Origin of the sequence: Brevundimonas sp. (genome assembly GCF_044239655.1) — a bacterium.
Taxonomy (GTDB): Bacteria; Pseudomonadota; Alphaproteobacteria; order Caulobacterales; family Caulobacteraceae; genus Brevundimonas.
This window is the reverse complement of the sequence record NZ_JBIIAY010000006.1, coordinates 26,413-44,044: the sequence shown is the minus strand read 5'-3', so window position 1 is coordinate 44,044 and position 17,632 is coordinate 26,413. Positions and strand designations below refer to the sequence as shown.

General features: G+C 67.8%; 17 protein-coding genes and 1 pseudogene. 15 read left to right on the top strand and 3 right to left on the bottom strand.

From position 1 onward, the window contains the following. Positions 1-43: 43 nt before the first annotated feature. From pstB to phoB, 3 genes are read left to right on the top strand one after another with little or no spacing between them, the layout of a single operon-like run. Complete coding sequence (gene pstB / locus ACILQR_RS01875; RefSeq protein ID WP_395649834.1) at positions 44-886, top strand: phosphate ABC transporter ATP-binding protein PstB; 843 nt, start codon at positions 44-46, stop codon at positions 884-886. Continuing rightward, positions 886-1,617 (top strand): phosphate signaling complex protein PhoU, encoded by a 732-nt coding sequence (gene phoU, locus ACILQR_RS01870; protein ID WP_271146950.1) that lies wholly within the window; start codon positions 886-888, stop codon positions 1,615-1,617. Before pstB ends, phoU begins: the two co-directional genes overlap by 1 nt. 14 nt (positions 1,618-1,631) lie before the next feature. Continuing rightward, a complete protein-coding gene (gene phoB, locus ACILQR_RS01865) occupies positions 1,632-2,321 on the top strand; it encodes a phosphate regulon transcriptional regulator PhoB (RefSeq protein ID WP_271146951.1) in 690 nt (229 codons plus the stop codon). Positions 2,322-2,324: 3 nt separating this feature from the next. Here phoB and ACILQR_RS01860 read toward each other — a convergent pair whose 3' ends face one another. The 3 genes from ACILQR_RS01860 to ACILQR_RS01850 are packed head-to-tail and all read right to left on the bottom strand — an operon-like array spanning position 2,325 to position 3,862. Next, positions 2,325-2,621: a type II toxin-antitoxin system RelE/ParE family toxin gene (locus tag ACILQR_RS01860; protein WP_395649823.1), complete on the bottom strand. Its 297-nt coding sequence runs from the start codon at positions 2,619-2,621 to the stop codon at positions 2,325-2,327. Next, on the bottom strand, positions 2,618-2,914 hold the full coding sequence (locus ACILQR_RS01855) for a hypothetical protein (protein ID WP_395649822.1): 297 nt from the start codon (positions 2,912-2,914) through the stop codon (positions 2,618-2,620). The genes ACILQR_RS01860 and ACILQR_RS01855 overlap by 4 nt, the downstream gene beginning before the upstream one ends. A 12-nt stretch (positions 2,915-2,926) precedes the next feature. Then, entirely contained in the window at positions 2,927-3,862 is a 936-nt protein-coding gene (locus ACILQR_RS01850; protein WP_395649821.1) for an Hsp33 family molecular chaperone, read from the bottom strand. Between the two features lie 138 nt (positions 3,863-4,000). Here ACILQR_RS01850 and ACILQR_RS01845 point away from each other — a divergent pair, with 138 nt between their 5' ends. The 12 genes and pseudogenes from ACILQR_RS01845 to ACILQR_RS01790 all read left to right on the top strand — a co-directional run bounded on the left by ACILQR_RS01845 (position 4,001) and on the right by ACILQR_RS01790 (position 17,631). Next, on the top strand, positions 4,001-5,446 hold the full coding sequence (locus ACILQR_RS01845; protein WP_395649820.1) for an SDR family oxidoreductase: 1,446 nt from the start codon (positions 4,001-4,003) through the stop codon (positions 5,444-5,446). A 58-nt stretch (positions 5,447-5,504) separates the two neighbouring features. Then, positions 5,505-6,035: pseudogene (locus ACILQR_RS01840) on the top strand (HAD family hydrolase); the annotation flags it as partial. Between the two features lie 138 nt (positions 6,036-6,173). Further along, positions 6,174-7,400, top strand: a complete 1,227-nt coding sequence (serA, locus tag ACILQR_RS01835) for a phosphoglycerate dehydrogenase (protein WP_395649833.1) — start codon at positions 6,174-6,176, stop codon at positions 7,398-7,400. A gap of 263 nt (positions 7,401-7,663) precedes the next feature. After that, positions 7,664-9,472, top strand: coding sequence for an autotransporter domain-containing protein (locus tag ACILQR_RS01830; protein WP_395649819.1), 1,809 nt, complete (start codon positions 7,664-7,666; stop codon positions 9,470-9,472). A 180-nt stretch (positions 9,473-9,652) separates the two neighbouring features. After that, complete coding sequence (locus ACILQR_RS01825; RefSeq protein WP_395649818.1) at positions 9,653-10,276, top strand: M23 family metallopeptidase; 624 nt, start codon at positions 9,653-9,655, stop codon at positions 10,274-10,276. A gap of 106 nt (positions 10,277-10,382) precedes the next feature. After that, a complete protein-coding gene (locus ACILQR_RS01820; RefSeq protein ID WP_395649817.1) occupies positions 10,383-12,158 on the top strand; it encodes an alpha/beta hydrolase in 1,776 nt (591 codons plus the stop codon). Between the two features lie 144 nt (positions 12,159-12,302). Beyond that, positions 12,303-13,256, top strand: coding sequence for an ABC transporter ATP-binding protein (locus ACILQR_RS01815; RefSeq protein ID WP_395649816.1), 954 nt, complete (start codon positions 12,303-12,305; stop codon positions 13,254-13,256). Next, positions 13,253-14,638: an ABC transporter permease gene (locus ACILQR_RS01810; protein WP_395649815.1), complete on the top strand. Its 1,386-nt coding sequence runs from the start codon at positions 13,253-13,255 to the stop codon at positions 14,636-14,638. Before ACILQR_RS01815 ends, ACILQR_RS01810 begins: the two co-directional genes overlap by 4 nt. Positions 14,639-14,684: 46 nt before the next feature. Then, the gene (gene crcB / locus ACILQR_RS01805; protein WP_395649814.1) at positions 14,685-15,095 is read left to right on the top strand and encodes a fluoride efflux transporter CrcB; all 411 of its coding nucleotides are present in this window, start codon (positions 14,685-14,687) and stop codon (positions 15,093-15,095) included. After that, positions 15,092-16,144: an RluA family pseudouridine synthase gene (locus ACILQR_RS01800; RefSeq protein WP_395649813.1), complete on the top strand. Its 1,053-nt coding sequence runs from the start codon at positions 15,092-15,094 to the stop codon at positions 16,142-16,144. The genes crcB and ACILQR_RS01800 overlap by 4 nt, the downstream gene beginning before the upstream one ends. A gap of 25 nt (positions 16,145-16,169) precedes the next feature. Beyond that, positions 16,170-16,856 carry an HAD-IA family hydrolase gene (locus ACILQR_RS01795; RefSeq protein ID WP_395649812.1) on the top strand — a complete coding sequence of 229 codons (687 nt, stop codon included), beginning with the start codon at positions 16,170-16,172 and terminating at the stop codon, positions 16,854-16,856. A 10-nt stretch (positions 16,857-16,866) separates the two neighbouring features. After that, positions 16,867-17,631: an ATP12 family chaperone protein gene (locus ACILQR_RS01790; protein ID WP_395649811.1), complete on the top strand. Its 765-nt coding sequence runs from the start codon at positions 16,867-16,869 to the stop codon at positions 17,629-17,631. Position 17,632 lies beyond the last annotated feature (1 nt).

Sequence of the window (17,632 nt, the reverse complement as noted above, 5' to 3'; positions counted from 1 at the left end):
TCAGGTCCTGCCCGGTGCCGTCGATACGTCGCGCGATGTCTCGATGCTGGAGCCCCAGCAGGCGACGGACAGCGCGGTGCCCGGCACGACGCGGGCACCCCAGGTCAAGGCCAATCTCGCGCCCCTGGGCCCGACCAAGATCGCGGCGCGCGACGTGTCGGTCTTCTACGGTGACAAACAGGCGCTGTTCGACGTCTCGCTGGACATTCCGGACAAGACGGTCACCGCCTTCATCGGCCCGTCGGGCTGTGGCAAGTCGACTTTCCTGCGCACCATGAACCGGATGAACGACACCATCCCGGGCTGCAAGGTGACGGGCCGGATCGACATGGACGGCCAGGATGTCAATGCGAAGTCCGTCGATCCGGTGCTGCTGCGGGCCCAGGTCGGGATGGTGTTCCAGAAGCCGAACCCCTTTCCCAAGACCATCTACGAGAACGTCGCCTATGGCCCCAAGATCCACGGTCTGACGACCAACAAGGCCGAACTGGACGGGATCGTCGAAGCCTCGCTGAAGCGCGCCGGCCTGTGGGACGAGGTCGCCGACCGGCTGCATTCGGCGGGCACCGGCCTGTCGGGCGGTCAACAGCAGCGTCTGGTCATCGCCCGCGCCATCGCGGTCGAGCCTGAAGTCATCCTGATGGACGAGCCCTGCTCGGCGCTGGACCCCATCGCTACGGCCAAGATCGAGGAACTGATCGACGAACTGCGCGAGCGGTACTGCATCGTCATCGTCACCCATTCGATGGCCCAGGCGGCGCGGGTGTCTCAACGCACGGCCTTCTTCCACATGGGGCGGATCGTCGAGACCGGCGACACCGAGGAAATCTTCACGAATCCCCGCGAACGGCGCACGCTGGATTACATCACGGGACGGTTCGGCTGATGAACCAGCACACTGTAAAAGCGTACGGCGACGAGCTGAACCAGCTGACGGCGGAGGTCGCCCGCATGGGCGGTCTGGCCGAGGCCCAGGTGGCCGATGCGGTCGAAAGCGTGGCCCGGCGCGACATTGCCCTGGCCCGCGCGGTCGTGGACCGCGACGCCAAGCTGGACGTCATGCACCGCGAGATCGAGAAGAAGGCCATCCGCCTGATCGCCCTGCGCCAGCCCGTGGCGTCTGACCTGCGCAAGACACTGTCGGCGATGAAGCTGGCGACCGATCTGGAGCGGACGGGCGACCTGGCCAAGAACATCGCCAAGCGCGGCCTGGCCGTCGCCGAGACCGAGCCGATGCAGCCCCTGACGCGGTCGATCGAGCGGATGGGTCGCCTGGTGAGCTTGCGGCTGCGTGACGTGCTGGACGCCTATACGTCGGGCGAACTGGACGGGGCCCTGGCGGTCTGGGCCTCGGACGACGAGGTGGACGAGCACTACAACGCCCTGTTCCGCGAACTGTTGACCTACATGATGGGCGATCCGCGCACGATCAACGCCTGCACCCATCTGCTGTTCATGGCCAAGAACCTGGAGCGGATCGGCGACCACGCGACCAATATCGCCGAGACCGTCCACTATGAGATCACCGGCGACGAGATGATCGGCGAGCGGCCGCGCGGCGCGCCGGATGCGTCCGAGACCGGCCTGACGCACACCCACACCCTGCCGCAAGCCTGACAAGGGAGCCCTGGATGCAGCCCTATATCCTGGTGATGGAAGACGAGGACGCCCTGGCGACCCTGCTCCAGTACAATCTGGAAAAGGAAGGCTATGACGTGGTCATCGCCTCGGACGGCGAGGAAGGCCTGGTCCAGGTCGACGAGCGTCAGCCTGACCTGGTGCTGCTGGACTGGATGCTGCCCAAGGTATCGGGGATCGAGGTCTGCCGGCGGCTGCGCGGGCGGGCCGAGACGCGCAACTTGCCGATCATCATGCTGACCGCACGGGGCGAAGAGACGGACCGGGTTCGCGGTCTGGACACCGGTGCCGACGACTATCTGACCAAGCCGTTTTCGATGGTCGAGCTGATCGCGAGGATCCGCGCGGTGCTGCGCCGGATCCGTCCCGGTCTGGCCGACGATCGGGTGGGTCATGGCGACATCGTCATCGACCGCGTCGCGCACCGCGTCCGTCGCAGCGGCACCGAGGTCCACCTGGGCCCGACCGAGTTCCGGCTGCTGGACCATTTCATGCGTCATCCCGGTCGGGTGTTCAGCCGCGAACAGTTGCTGGACGCGGTCTGGGGCTCGGACGTCTATGTCGAGGCGCGGACGGTCGACGTTCACGTCGGACGGCTGAGGAAGGCGCTGGATGTGGGCGAAAGCGCCAATCCGATCCGTACGGTCAGGTCGGCAGGGTATTCGCTGGATCTGGAAGGGTAGGGCTCAGCGGCTGTCGAACTGACGACCGGCGTAAAGGAATCGCACGATCTCGATGTGATCGGCAGTCATTCTGAACGCGATGTCGATTCTTTCCTCGAACGCTACGATGCGAACACCAGGCGAGATATCGTCTCGCTGCGCCCCCCGGTTCGGGAAATTCCTCAGAGGTCTGACGTAAGCGACGATCCTCTCTTCGTATCGATCAGCCACACGGGGACTGGCATGGCGGGACACCCAATCATGGATATCTTCTAGATCTTCAAGCGCTTGAGGGTCATAGACGATGTCCCAGGTCTTCATGCCGCCGACTTGCGGGAGGCTCGTCGCGCCTTGAGCCGAGCCAGGACTTCGCTCTCCGGTATCCCAGGCGTCTTCTCCCGGTCCTTGCGTTCGATCGTCGGCAAAACCTGTTCGCGGAGCCAAGATTCGATCCCAGGATTGCTGCCGTCGTACCGAGAATGGTCGAGGTGAACTTCGAGGCTCTCGACGACCAGCGCGCTTACGTTCTCGTAGCCCGCGTCCTCGACTTCGGCCGCCAGCCGCAGGGCGAGGGCTTCCGGAACCTCGATGACGATCTTGCGGGTGGCGCTCATGGCGTCAGCCTCTCACGAATCCTCGGCGCTCGCCACCTCGGCCGGATCGAGCGCATAGACGGTCGAACAGTATTCACAGGTGACGCGGATCTTGCCGTCATCCTCGACCATGTCGGCGCGTTCGGCCTCCGAGAACGAGCCCAGGACGCCGACGATGCGCTCGGGCGAGCAGCGGCAGACGGCGGCCAAGGGCAGGGGCTGTTCCAGGCGAACGCCGTCCTCGTGGAACAGGCGAAACAGCAGGGTTTCGGGCGTGATCGTGGGATCGATCAGCTCGTCGTCGCCGAGCGTCTGGAACAGGGCGCGGGTGCGGTCCCAGACCTCTTCGGTCGAACCGCGCGTGACGTCGCCGGCGACCATCTGGATCATGGCCCCGCCCGAACGCCAGCGGGCGACACCGTCGTCGCCGATGACCTGGCCCACGGCGAGGCGGACCTTGGTGGGGACCTGTTCGGACTGGGCGAAATAGTGTTCGGCACACAGGCTCAGGCTCTCGCCCTCGATCGGGGTGATGCCCTGGTGGCGTTCGAAGTCGGGGCCCTGATCCAGCGTCATGATGAAGACGCCCTTGCCCAGCAGAGTCTGGGCACCGGGACGGGCGAAGCCGGTCGAGGCGGCGGCGACCTCCGTCTCGTCGAACCGGCAGTAGCCGCGCAAGGTGCCGGAGGTGTCATAGTCGGCGACGACGTAGCGGACGGGGCCGTCGCCTTGCGCCTGAACGATCAACCGGCCTTCGAACTTGAGGCTGGAGCCGACGAGGGCGGCAAGCGCGCAGGCTTCGCCGAGCAGGGCCGCGACCGCTTCGGGATAGGCGTGGGCCGACAGGATTTCGTCGACCGCCGAGCCCAGCCGGACCAGGCGGCCGCGCACAGGCCAGCCCTCGATCTGGAAGGCGGCGGCCAGGTTGTCGGTCGCGGTCGAGATGTCTGTGGGCGCGGAATAGGGCAAGGGTCTTCGGGTCCGGGCAATGTCTGGGGAGCGCGTCAAGATAGGCAGAGGCGCGGCCTATGATAAGGGGTGGGGAACCGGCACGACCGGCGGCCTGTTCCGAACCGGCCGCGGGAGCCGACAGACGAAGGCGTGATCATGTCCGTAAAGCCCACCCTGAAGCCGCTGAACCAGCAGGCGATCGTGATCACCGGTGCGACCTCGGGCATCGGCCTGGCCACGGCGAGGCGAGCGGCGCGGGCCGGGGCCTGTGTGTTCCTGATCGCGCGGGGCGAGACCGACCTGAAGGCGCTGTGCGAGGAAATCCAGAGGGACGGAGGGCGGGCGGCGTGGTCCATCGCCGACGTCGGCGACTTCGACGCCCTGGCCGAGGCGGCAGACAAGTGCCGACGGCTGTTTGGCGGGTTCGACACCTGGGTGAACAATGCCGGGGTCTCGATCATCGGCAGCGTCCTGGAAACCTCCTTGCTGGATCAGCGACGGCTGTTCGAGACCAACTACTGGGGCGTGGTCAACGGATCGACGATCGCCGCCGAGCATCTGAAAGCCCGACCGGGCGGGGGGGCGATCATCAATGTGGGCTCGACCCTATCGGATGCGCCGGCCCCGATCCGGGGGGCCTATTCGGCGTCCAAGCATGCGGTGAAGGGGTTCACCAATGCGTTGAGGATGGAGCTGATCCGCGATGCCGCCCCGATTTCGCTGAGCCTGGTCAAACCGGCGGCCGTGGATTCGCCCTATGACCGGCACGCCCGCAACCTGGCCGGATATGCGGCGCAGAGCCCCCAGCCCGTCTATGCGACCCATGTGGTGGCCGACGCCATCCTGTGGTGCGCGACCCATCCGACGCGAGAGATCACGGTGGGGGGCGGCGGGCGGCTGATCGCCGCATTCTATTCGGCTTTGCCGGGGATCGCGGAACCACTCTTCGCGCGGTTCGCTCCTGTGTTGAAGCGGGACAGGGGTTCCGACGACTGGTCGTATGAGGATGGTCTTTACGAGCCCTCCGAGGACGGCCTCAACGAAGAGGTTCATTATCCCATGGTTCGACAGTTCAGCGTCGTCGCCGAAGCGCGCAAACACCCCGGCATCACCGCAGGCACGGTGGCCCTGGTCGCGACGGCAGCCATCGCAACCGTCCTGCTGATGCAGCGTTCGGGGCCGCGCCGGTACGAGACGATCCGCGATCGGCTTGACCCGCGTGGGTGGATCGATGCGGAAGCTCTGCGTCATCGGTTCGAGGACATCCAGCGCGGCCTGACGGGTGCCGCCGAGGATCTGGGCGATCGGGCCGGCTCATTGCGCGAAGACGCGCGCGACACCGCCGACAGCCTGTTCCAGCGCGGTCGGGATGCCATCTCGGGCGGCAAGCGCAAGCAATACGCCAGGGCCGCGCGCGGATACGCCGACAAGGCGGGCAAGCGGGCGCGGGGCTATGCCGACGCCGGGGTCCAGTACGGCCGTGATCACGCGCGCGAAGGCGGTGCGCTGCTGGCCGTCGCCACGATCGCGGCGGCGGTCGGTGCGGCAGTGCTGGAATCGCGCCGCCCGGACAGTCGGGTGCGTCGTATCGCCAAATTCTAGGCCGCCGGCTTAGCAATCATCGTTGCCGCAGTTGCGAGCGAGGGGGTAGGAGGGCGCCATGAGCGCGCCCACCCCCACCTTCGTTTTCGATTTTGATTCGACCCTGGTCCGGATCGAGACGCTGGAGGCGCTCGCCGACATCGCGCTGGACGGATCAGCCGAGGCTGACGCTGTCCGTGCCAGGGTCGCCGAACTGACCGACCGGGCCATGTCGGGCGAGATCGGGTTCGGCGAGGCGCTGCGTCAACGGCTGGCCCTGCTGCCGTTGACCAAGGCACACGTCGAGACGTTGGCGGACCGCATTCTCGATGAGGGAACGCCGTCGGTCCGGCGGAACCTGCGCTTCTTCCAGGAAAATGCGGACAGGATCGTGGTCCTGTCGGGGGGCTTCCGCGAGATCATCGCGCCGGTCGCCGAACGGCTGGGCGTGGCGGCAGATCGCGTGCTGTGCAACGACCTGACCTACGACGCAGAGGGGCGGGTCACCGGGGTCGACGACGCCAATCCCTTGTCGCACGCCGACGGCAAGCCGAAGGTGATTGCCGCGCTGAACCTGCCGCGGCCGATCGTCATGGTCGGGGACGGGTGGAACGACGCCGAGGTCAAGCTGGCGGGGGTCGCCGACCGGTTCTACGCCTATACCGAGATCGTGCGCCGGCCCAAGGTGGTCGAGGTCGCCGACGCCGAGGCGCCGTCGATGGACGAACTGCTTCACGCCGAGGGGATGATGGGGCGCTGGTCCTTCCCGCGCTCCAAGATCCGGATGCTGTTGCTCGAGAACATCCACCCCGCTGCCGTCGAGGCGCTGGAGGAGGCCGGGTATTCGGTCGAGACCCAGAAGGGCGCGCTGGACGAGGCCGACCTGATCGCCGCGATCAAGGGCGTCCATGTGCTGGGCATCCGCTCCAAGACCAATGTCAGCGCGCGGGTGCTGGAACAGGCCGACCGGCTGATGGCGGTCGCGGCCTTCTGCATCGGCACCAACCAGATCGATCTGGATGCGGCGGCCGACCACGGCGTGGCGGTGTTCAACGCCCCCTATTCCAACACGCGGTCGGTGGTGGAGCTGGCCATCGGCCTGACCATCACCCTGATGCGCGACGTGGTCGACAAGTCGGCGGCCATGCATACCGGCAAGTGGAACAAGTCGGCGGACGGATCGCGCGAACTGCGGGGCAAGACGCTGGGGATCGTCGGCTATGGCGCGATCGGGTCGCAGCTGTCGGTGCTGGCCGAGGCCCTGGGGATGCGGGTCATCTTTCATGACCTGTCGGAGCGGCTGGCGCTGGGCAATGCCAAGCGGATGAGGAACCTCGACGCCTTGCTGGCCGAGGCGGACGTCGTGACCCTGCATGTCGACGGGCGGCGCGAAAACACCAACCTGATCGGCCCGGCCCAATTCCAGCAGATGAAGGAAGGGGCGCTGTTCCTGAATCTGTCGCGCGGGCATGTGGTGAACATCGGGGCCCTGGCCCAGGCGATCCAAGGCGGGCGGATCGGCGGGGCGGCGCTGGACGTCTTTCCCGAGGAGCCGCGCACCAATGCCGATCCTTTCGACAGCCCGCTGATGGGGCTGAGGAACGTCATCCTGACCCCCCATATCGGCGGCTCGACCGAAGAAGCGCAGGAAGCCATCGCCGAGTTCGCGGCCGAGCGGCTGCTGGGCTATCTGAACCGGGGCGACACGACCTTCAGCGTCAACCTGCCCAACGTGCAACTGGCCGAGGTCTCGGGCGGGCACCGCATCCTGCACATCCACAGGAACCAGCCGGGCGTGATGGCCGAGCTGAACCGCGAGCTGGCGACGGCGGGGCTCAACATCCTGGGCCAGCACCTGAAGACCGACGAGCGGACCGGCTATGTGATCACCGACGTCGACCGGGATTACGATCCCGAGGCGTTGAAGGCGCTGAAGACCGTGGCAGGGACGCTGAAGTTCCGGCTGTTGCACTGAGTATCCTTCTCCCCTTGCGGAAGAAGGTGGCAGGCGGAGCCTGACGGATGAGGGTCGCACCGGCTGGGATTGTGAGGGTTGCGGTGCCTGAAGGAATTTCGAGATCGTCGTAACCCCTCATCCGACCTCGCTTCGCTCGCCCACCTTCTCCCGCAAGGGGAGAAGGAATGTGTTCCAACCTTCCCCGACGGCATCTTGAACTCGCGGCAAACGCGCGCAAAGTGGCCTCAACGACCGCGAGTCTGACGGTCGAGGGAGGTTTCATGTCCAGGATTCACAAAGGCGCGGCTCTGGCCGTGCTCGCGGCCGCTGCGTCGCTCACCGCCGTATCCACCGCCAACGCCCAGTCCTACGGCCGGCTCGTCGTCTTTGGCGACAGCCTGACCGACAACGGCAACCTGTTCGCCGTCACCGGCGGGGCCGCGCCGGCTGCGCCCTTCGTCAACGGGCGGTTCTCGACGGGGCCGGTGTTCGTCGAGCTGCTGGGCTTCAACCTGGGTCGCCAGACGGCAGGCTCGCCGGTGACCGGCAGCATTAACTACGCCTACGGCGGCTCGCGGACCGATACGGTGGCGACGCCCGGACCGGGGATGCGGACCCAGCTGGCGGCCTATACGGCGGCGGGCGGGCGGTTCGGATCGACCGATCTGGTCAGCATTCTGGGCGGGGCCAACAACATCTTCCAGGCGATCGGGACGGCGGGCGCGAGTTCCAATCCGACCGGGGCGATCACCCCGGTGGCCACGGGCGCGGCAGCCGATATCAACTTCCTGACCAACAGCGTGGCGGCGGCGGGTGCGGGGACCGTGCTTGTCACCAACCTGCCCAAGCTCAGCCTGACGCCACAGTTCCGCAACACTGCCGGCGCGCCCCTGGCGGATTTCGCGGTGACGACCTTCAACGGCGCCCTGCTGACCGGCTTGCAGGCGACGGCGGCGGCCAATCCGAACGCCAACATCATCTATATGGACCTGTTCAAGATCGGCGATGTGATCGCCGGCAATCCGGGCCAGTTCGGCATCACCAATGTGACCGACCAGTGCGCCCTGGCAACGCCACGCTGCGCCGATCCGGGCTATTTCTACGTCGACGGGGTCCATCCGACGGCGCTGGGGCACCGGCTGATCGCCCAGCTGGCCAACGACTACCTCTATTACGGCGACATCGGAGCCCAGAGCGCGGTCATGGGCGAGACCTCGTTCCGCCACCGCGAGGACAGCCTGGACGAGGGTTCGACGGCGCTGTCGGGTCATGCCGACTGGGCCGACGGCACGATCGTCTCGGTCAGCGGATCGTACGACCAGACCGACAGCGACCGGCGCGGGGTCGTGGCCTCGGCCTCGTCGGAAGGCTACGGCCTGCGGTTCGCGGTCGAGAACGCCTGGTCCAATACCTGGAAGGTCGGGATCGCGGGCAGCTATCGTCGCGCCGACGTCGTGGGCGGGCGGCTGGAGACCGATCTGAACACCTATGCCTTCGACGTCTACGGCGGCTGGCGCTCGGGCGCGATGTTCGTCAATGCGACGGCGGGCGCGGCGGCGGACCAGTTCGGCACCCGGCGCCTGACCTCGGTCGCGCCGATCGTCCACATCGGCAAGGCCGACGGCCTGAGCCGGGGCGCGCGGGCGCAAGGGGGCCTGTGGATGGACCTGGGCGGTATCGCGATCTCGCCCCGCGTGGCGGTGTCGTGGGTGTCGGCGACCGTGGACGGCTTCATCGAACAGGGACCGGCCGCCGCCTATGACTATCAGGGCCGCACGGTGCAGGTGATCAGCGCCGAGGCCACACTGCGGGCCGAGGCGGACATGGGCGGCTTTGCCCTGTTTGCCGAGGGTGGCTATCGCGATGCCCTGGACGACAGTTCCGACGCGGTGCGCACCGGCATCGGCTACAACACCGCCAAGGTGCTGGCCCGTCAGGTGGATGAGCCGTTCGGGGGCCAGATCCTGGCCTCGGCGGGCGTGCGCGGCGATCTGGGTCCGATCTCGGTGGACATCGGCTATCGCGGCCGGTTCGGCGACCATGCCGACAGCCACATGGGCGGCATTACCCTGACCCTGCCGCTGCAATAGGCGGATCGGAGTTCCCCGGGTGCGACCTTGTGTCCGCCCGGGGTGCCCCAAAGTCGCCTTTTCGGGGCGAGACAAGACGGCTCCTTCGTCATCCCGGATCGATGCAACGGCGTTTCTCGCCGCGTCGTGGGGTCACGATCCTCCCTGCTCTTTCTTGCAGCGACCGGAGCCGACGATTTCATGCGCCGACTACTGCCGCCCGCGCGGTCCTATCTCATTCGTTTCGGCCAGACGGCCGGTCTTCTGGCCATCGCCGGCATGGCCATGGCGGCTGCCCCCCTGACCCCCGTCAGCCTGAACACCGACGAGCCCGTCGCCATTCCTGCGCCGGCACCGGTCATCGCCGTCGCTGCGCCGGCCGGGCCGGTCACGCGCGAGATCGCCTTCGCCGAGCCGGTGCCGGGCTTTGCCATCAATTCGAAATTCGGGATGCGGCGACTGGGCGGCGAGCCGGGGGTGCGTCAGCACAAGGGCGTGGACATCGCCGCCCCGACCGGCACCTCGGTCTATGCCTCGGCCGAGGGACGGGTGCTGCGCATCGGTTATGACCCCGAAGGCTATGGCAACTTCATCGAGACGCGGCACCCGAACGGGATGACCACCCTGTACGGCCACCTGAGCCGGGTCGATGTGGCCTCGGGCGACCTGATCGTGTCCGGTGAGCGGATCGGCCTGATCGGCTCCACCGGCTATTCGACCGGGCCACACCTGCATTTCGAGGTCAGGCGTGGCGGCTCCCAGATCAACCCGACCCGGGTGATGGGGCGCAGCTTTCAGGTGAAGGTCACAGCCACCATCGGTTGATATTTCCGTCGCGGCGTCTGGCGGCGGCTCGACGACCGTGGTTCACTGAAGGCGTCGGATCCGCTTTGCGAAAGCCTGCGGGGACGAAACGTCTCGGGAGGGCTGGATGCGGGGATCGACGATCAGGATCGGCGTGGTTTGCCTGACAGGCCTCGGCCTGATCTTGCTTGGTGCCTGCCAGACGCCTACGACACGCATCCCCGACCGGTTTGGAGAGGACTGCTCGACCATAGCCGACGCGCGCGGTGCGGACGTTGACTGTGTCCGCATCTTCTACGGTACCAACCGCCGGCTGATGCTCGACGCGCCTGTCAGGCCCCGCGAGGAGATGAACTTTGTGGGCCCTGCGGCCTATGGGCAGAGCGCCGACACCCTGACGCTGGGTCGTGCCGACATCTGGTTGCCGCGCATCAGCCCCGACGGGACCCCGCGCGAGAAGGGCGAACTCGACCTCGCCGACTCGGACGAGCAGGCCCGCGCGCAGACGGATTTCCGCGCCTTCGTCACCCGGATCACCGTCGCGGGCGAGGAGCGGTTCACGACCGACCTGGCCACGGCGATAGAGGGCGAGAACCAGCCCCGATCGGTGCTGCTGTTCGTCCACGGATTTAACGTGGCGTTCGAGCCGGCCCTGATCCGCTCGGCCCAGATGACCTTCGATCTCAGGGGCGTGGAGGGGTTCGATCCCGGCGTCCCAGTCCTGTTCAGCTGGCCGTCGGCGGGGCGTCTGCTCAGCTACTGGAGCGACGAGGGCCAGGCGCGGGACGCCATTCCCCGGCTGAACGACTTCCTCGACCTGATCGTCGCCGACCGGAAGATCCAGCGGGTCAATATCGTCGCTCATTCGATGGGCAACCGGGTGCTGATGGGGGCCCTCGAGAGCTTCGCGCGGGACTATTCCAAGACCCATGCCGGTCGCCCGATCGAGTTCCGCATCATCCTGGCCGCCGCCGATCTGGACGTGGACGAGTTCACACGGATCTCGGACAGCTTCCGCGACTGGCCGCACGCGGCGACGGTCTATGCCTCGTCGCAGGACCGGGCGCTGACGGCGTCGTGGGTTCTGCACGGGTTCCAGCGCCGACTGGGCCAGAGCTTCTGGCGGCTTCCGTTCGTGCGCCGGGACCAGCGCTATGCCACGATCGATGCGACCTCGGTGGCGACCGAACTGTTCGGCCTCGGCCACGGCTATTTCAGCGCCAACCCCACGATCATCAACGACATCCGATGCAGCCTGGCCGACGTGCCGTTCAACAAGCGGGCGCTGCAACCGCGCGAGACGCGGCGGGCTGAACCCTTCTATGCGGCCCTTCCTGCGGGCAGCGGTGCCGGCGCGGACGTCCGCGCGGAGTGCCGGCTGGAGCGGGAGGTGTTCCCGGTCGCGCCGGTTGAGGACGCCTCAGGCCCGCCACCACCACCACCACCTTCTCCTCCTCCGCCTCCTCCTCCGCCTCCGCCTCCGCCTCCGCCGCCGCCGCCGCCGCCGCCACCACCACCTCCGCCGCCACCGCCCGTAGGAATCGAGGACCGCTTCTTCGTTGTCTATCTGGGAACAGGCGAGGAAGAACTGGACGCCCAGGATCGCGCGGTCATCGAGGCCTTAGCCGCCTATGCATCAAGCGGGACGCCGATCTGGATTCGCGTCGTCGGCCATACCGACACGGTCGGGAGCGTCGAGGCCAATCAGCGATTGTCGGAACGTCGGGCGCGGATGGTCGCCGATGCCCTGATCGCACGGGGCGTATCCGCCGACCTGATCGAGGTCATCGGGTCAGGCGAAACCCAATTGTCGATAGCGACGGCCGACGAGGTCGCGGAACCCCGCAACCGCCGGGTCGAAATCCTGATCGGCTTTCGACCGCCCACAGGCACGACGAACTGATCGGGTGTTCCGCGTTAAGCGGGCCGGTCGTCAAGACGAACGGCGTCGTGGCGAAACCGGTTTGTCGGTGCCGACCCCTTTGCTAAGCGTGGAGGGTCGATCCGGAATCGCCTTGCGGTTGGATCGAGGGCAGGGGAGGCGAGCATGGCGGCATTGACGCTGGACGGCGTGAGCAAACGCTACGGTGAGTTCCAGGCGGTCCGGGATCTGAGCTTTCAGGTCGAGAAGGGCGCGATCTGCGGGTTTCTGGGGCCCAATGGCGCGGGCAAGACTTCGACGCTGCGGATGATCCTGGGGCTGCAGCCGGCGACGTCGGGGCGGATCGAGATCCTTGGGGCCGACGACGGGCGCAAGGTGCGCGACCGGATCGGCTTCCTGCCCGAGGAGCGGGGCCTCTACAAGAAGATGACGCCGGTGGACGCCATCGCCTTCTTCGGCTCGCTGAAGGGGGTGCCGGTCGCCGAGGGTCGCAAGCGGGCGCGCGAGATGCTGGACGCCCAGGGCCTGGGCGCCTCGAAGAACAAGAAGATGAAGGAGCTGTCCAAGGGGATGGCGCAGAAGGTCCAGCTGATCGCCTCGGTCGTGCATCGGCCCGAGTTCGTGATCCTGGACGAGCCGTTCAGCGGCCTGGATCCGGTCAACCAGCAGGGGCTGGAGACGGTGATCCGCGACCTGGCCGCCAATGGCGCGACGGTGCTGTTCTCGACCCATGTGATGCAGCACGCCGAGCGGCTGTGCGACCGGGTGGTGCTGCTGGCGCGAGGCAAGAAGGCGTTCGAGGGGACGGTGGACGAGGCGCGGGCGACCTCGCGGCGGTTTCTGGAACTGGAAGGGGCGATCGATCCGAATGCGGTCGGCGGATTGCCCGGTGTGACCGGCGTCGAGGTGCTGAACGACGCGGACGGGGTGCGCACGCTGAAGGCGGCGCTGGCCGCCGATGCGGCGGGGCAGGAGACGCTGAAGGCGGCCTTCCTGACGGGTCTGGACGTGCGCCGGTTCGAGCTCAAGCAGCCGACCCTGCATGACGCCTTCATCGACCTGACCGGGGATCACCCGGATCAGGACACCTCGGTCAAGACGGCGGAGACCGCACGATGAACCGCACCCTGTTGATCGCCCGCCGTGAGTACATGGCCTATGCCCGGACGGTCGGGTTCTGGCTGTCGCTGCTGGCCTTTCCGCTGTTCGCCGTGCTGGGCGGGGCGATCCCGATCCTGATGCAGACGTCGGAGCCGGTGCGGCGGGTCGTCCTGATCGAACAGGGGCCGGAGGCGCAAGGCCTGTCGGCCGCCGTCCGCGACGCCCTGGCCTCCGATGCCAAACGCCGTCAGGACCGCGCCCGTGAAGCGGCTGCGACGGCCGCAGCGGCGGGCGCCCAGACCTCGGCCGCGGGAGATGCCCTGCGGTCGCTGTCCAGACCCTCGATGCGGCTGGTTGCAGCCCCGGCCGACATGGCGGCGGCCCCCAACGGCCCGGCCCAGGAGGCGGTGGCGCGTCGCTATCTTGAGGATGACGAGACGCCGCGCGACCAGCGGATCAGCGCGGTCGTCTTCCTGACCCGGATCGAGGGCAAGCCCTCCGCGCGCGTCTGGACCGGCCGGGCCACCGACGACACCGTAGAGGACTTCGTCCGCGCGGCGCTGAAGACCTATAACCGCAAGGAGACCTTCGCCCGCGCCGGGATTGATCCCACCGTCGTGCAGCAGACCGAGGAGTTCCGTGCCGACGTCAGCGTGTTCTCGCCCCGCGCGGCCAGTGGCGGCGAGGTGTCGTTCAAGGACAAGCTGCCGGCCATCATCGGCCTGATCGGCGGGTTCCTGCTCTGGTCGCTGATCATCACCGGGGCCTCGATCCTGCTGAACAGCGTGATGGAGGAGAAGTCGAACAAGATCCTGGAGGTGCTGCTGTCCTCGGCCTCGGCGACCGAGATCCTGGCCGGCAAGGTGCTGGGGGTGGCACTGCTGACCTTGACGGTCATGGGGGCCTGGGGCGGGATCGGCCTGTTCGGCCTGCTGACGGCAGCGCCGGCGCAGGGCGCTCAGGTGCTGGAAATCCTGTGGGGCGGCGGTCTGCTGGCCTGGTTCGTGGCCTTCATGGTCGGAGGCTACCTGATGTACGCGGTGCTGTTCGCGGCCATCGGGGCCTTCTGCGAGACGCCGCGTGACGCCCAGACCCTGATGGGGCCGATCATGATGATCCTGGTCGTGCCGATGATCACCATGCAGATGGCCCTGACCTCGCCGGACAGCCCGGTGGTGCGTATCCTGTCGTGGATCCCGCCGTTCACGCCCTTCCTGATGATGGCGCGGATGCCGTCGCATCCGCCGCTGTATGAATCGCTGGGGGCCCTGGCGGCCATGTTCGCCTTCGCCCTGTTCATGGTCTGGGTCGCGGGCCGGGCGTTCCGCGCAGGGGCCCTGTCGGACGTGAAGCTGAGCTGGAAGGCCTTCGGATCGGCGATCCGGGGCGGGGGACGCTGAGACACACCGCCTTCGCTTTGCCCAGCTTCGCGCTATAAGCCCGGCCATGATGCGTTTTCTGCTGGTCGGCTTCGGTGGAGCCCTGGGTTCCATGGCACGGTATGGCGTGGGGCTGGCGGTGGCGCGCCTGGCACCGGGCGCGGCCTGGCCCCAGCCCAACTGGCCCTGGGCGACGATGACGGTCAATGTGGTCGGCGGCCTGTTGATGGGGCTGCTGGTCGGTTGGCTGTCGGCGCGGGCCGGGGCCGAGGGCGAGACCTTGCGGGTGTTCGCAGCGGTCGGAGTTCTGGGCGGGTTCACGACCTTTTCGGCGTTTTCGCTGGAGGTCGTGCTGATGATCGAGCGGCGTCAGTATGCGGCGGCGGCGGCCTATGTCGTCGCGTCGGTGGTGGTCTCGGCGGTGGCGCTGATGATCGGCCTGATGATCGCGCGACGGGCGTTCGGAGCGGCGGCATGAGCTACGATCCCAACGACGATTTGCCCGAGGCTCCGAAGGCGAAAGGCCCGGTCGGGGCGGCGGAGGCTCAGATCCTTTATGTCGCCGAGGCCGAGGACGGCATCCGGCTGGACCGCTGGTTCCGCCGTCGCTGGCCGCATCTGTCGAACATCCAGGTGCAGAAGATGGCGCGCGGGGGCCAGATCCGCGTCGACGGCTCGCGCATCAAGCCCGAGGGCCGGCTGACGGCGGGCGCGGCCGTGCGGGTGCCCCCGATCCCCGAGCCGATCGTGCGCGCGCCCGGCGAGCATATGGCCCTGACGCCGGCCGACATCGCCTTTGCGAAGTCGCTGGTGATCTTCGAGGACGATCTGGTCATCGCCCTGAACAAGCCGCACGGCTTGGCGGTGCAGGGTGGCACCAAGACGACGCGGCACGTCGATCGGCTGTTGTCGGCCTGGGGCGAGGGGATGGAGCGGCCGCGTCTGGTTCACCGGCTGGACCGGGATACGTCGGGCGTGCTGCTGCTGGGCAAGGGGCCCGAGGCGGCCAAGCGGTTGTCGGGGGCGTTCGCGCGGCGTCAGGCCAAGAAGACCTACTGGGCCATCGTCCACGGCATGCCCAAGCCGAATGCCGGCCAGATCGACATGGCGCTGAAGAAATCCGGCATCAACGACTACGAGATCATGCGCCCCGCCGAGCCCAAGGAGAACGGCGCCGAACCGGCCGAGACGGCCTTCGCCCTGATCAGTCACGCGGGCCAGCGGGCGTCGTGGATGGCGCTGCGGCCCTTCACCGGGCGGACGCACCAGCTGCGGGCCCATATGAAGGCGATCGGCCATCCCATCCTCGGCGATCCCAAATACGGCGACGAGCGGTCGGCCGAGCTGTCGGGGCCGCTGAAGCTGCAACTGCATGCGCGCCGGATCGAACTGGACCATCCGTCGGGCGGGCGATTGATCGTCGAGGCTCCGATCAGCGCCGAACTGCGCGCCGGCTTCCAGCATTTCGGGTTCGACGAAGGCGAGGCGGACTACGACCCGTTCGAGGGTGTCAGGCGGATGCGGTGAAAATCCTCACCCAAGGGGGAGGATCATGAAACCCCTCGCGGTCTTCGACATCGACGGCACCCTGGTGGACTCGCGCGCCTCGATCCATGAGGCGTCGTGCGAGGCGGCGCGGGCCCTGGGTCTGCCCGAGCCGGACTATGAGCGGGTCCGTCAGGGGGTGGGTCTCAGCCTGACCGAGGCGATGCGGCGGCTGGAGCCGGGGCTGGACGCGGCGGGGCTGGCGGCCTTCGTGGCGGCGTTTCAGAACGCGTTCCGGCGGCTGTACGACAGCGGGCACGAGGAGCCGCTTTATCCAGGAGCGATGGACCATCTGCACCGGCTGAAGGCCGACGGCTGGCGTCTGGCCCTGGCGACCGGGCAGAACCGGCGGGGCGTGGAGCGCAACATGATGCGCGACGGCTGGGCCGATCTGTTCCTGTCGTCGCACTGCGCCGAGGACGGGCCGGGCAAGCCCGATCCGGCCATGCTGAGTGCGGCGATGCGGGCCTGCGACGCCTGTCCCGCCACGACCGTGATGATCGGCGACACCGCCCATGACGCGATCATGGCGGTGAACGCCGGGGTCGTGCCGGTCGGGGTGGCCTGGGGCTTTCACACGGCCGAGGAGCAGTGGGCGGCCGGGGTCGTCCATGTCGCGTCCGACTTCACCGACCTGGAGGCGGCGCTGGCGCGGTTCGCTGACCAAACCCACCTGCAACGCCTGACTGCCTGAGACCTGAACGATGAGCCACATTCCGCCTCTGGATCCCATGGTCGCGGCCCGGAAGGGATTTCGCGAATCCGAGGAACGGTTGAAGCGGTTCTGGAAGGCCGCCGGGGTCGAGGCGGTGGATGGCGGCTGGCGCGTGGTGCTGGACGGCCGCCCGCCGAAGACACCGGCCCATGCGGCCTTCGTCCTGCCGACTGAGGCGGCGGCGCGTCTGGTCGCCGGCGAATGGGAGGCTCAGGGCGAGTTCATCGAGCCGGGAACCATGCCCGCCACCCGACTGGCGGCGACGGCCATCGACCGGGTCAGCCAGACCCGCGAACCCGTCGCCGACGAGATCGCCGCCTATGCCGGGTCGGACGCGATCTGTTACGTCGCCGAACATCCGACGGGGCTGGTGGCGGAACAGGCCAGGGCCTGGGGGCCCTGGCGGGACTGGGCGGCGTCGGAACTGGGCGTCCGGCTCGAGGTCACCGAGGGGATCATCCACAAGGCGCAGGATCCGGCGGCGATCGCGCGGGTGCGCGAACTGGCGCTGGAGGCCGACGATTTCGCCCTGACGGCGCTGGCGACGGCCGTGCCCCTGCTGGGCTCGGCGGTGCTGGGTCTGGCGGTGATGCGTGGGGCTCTGTCGGGGGATGAGGCGTTCGACCTGAGCCGGATCGACGAAGCCTATCAGGAACGCCAGTGGGGCGTGGACGCCGAGGCCGCCGAACGCACGGCCGCGCGGCGGGCCGAGGCGGTGCTGGTGGATCGCTGGTTCAGGGCGCTGAAGGCCTGAC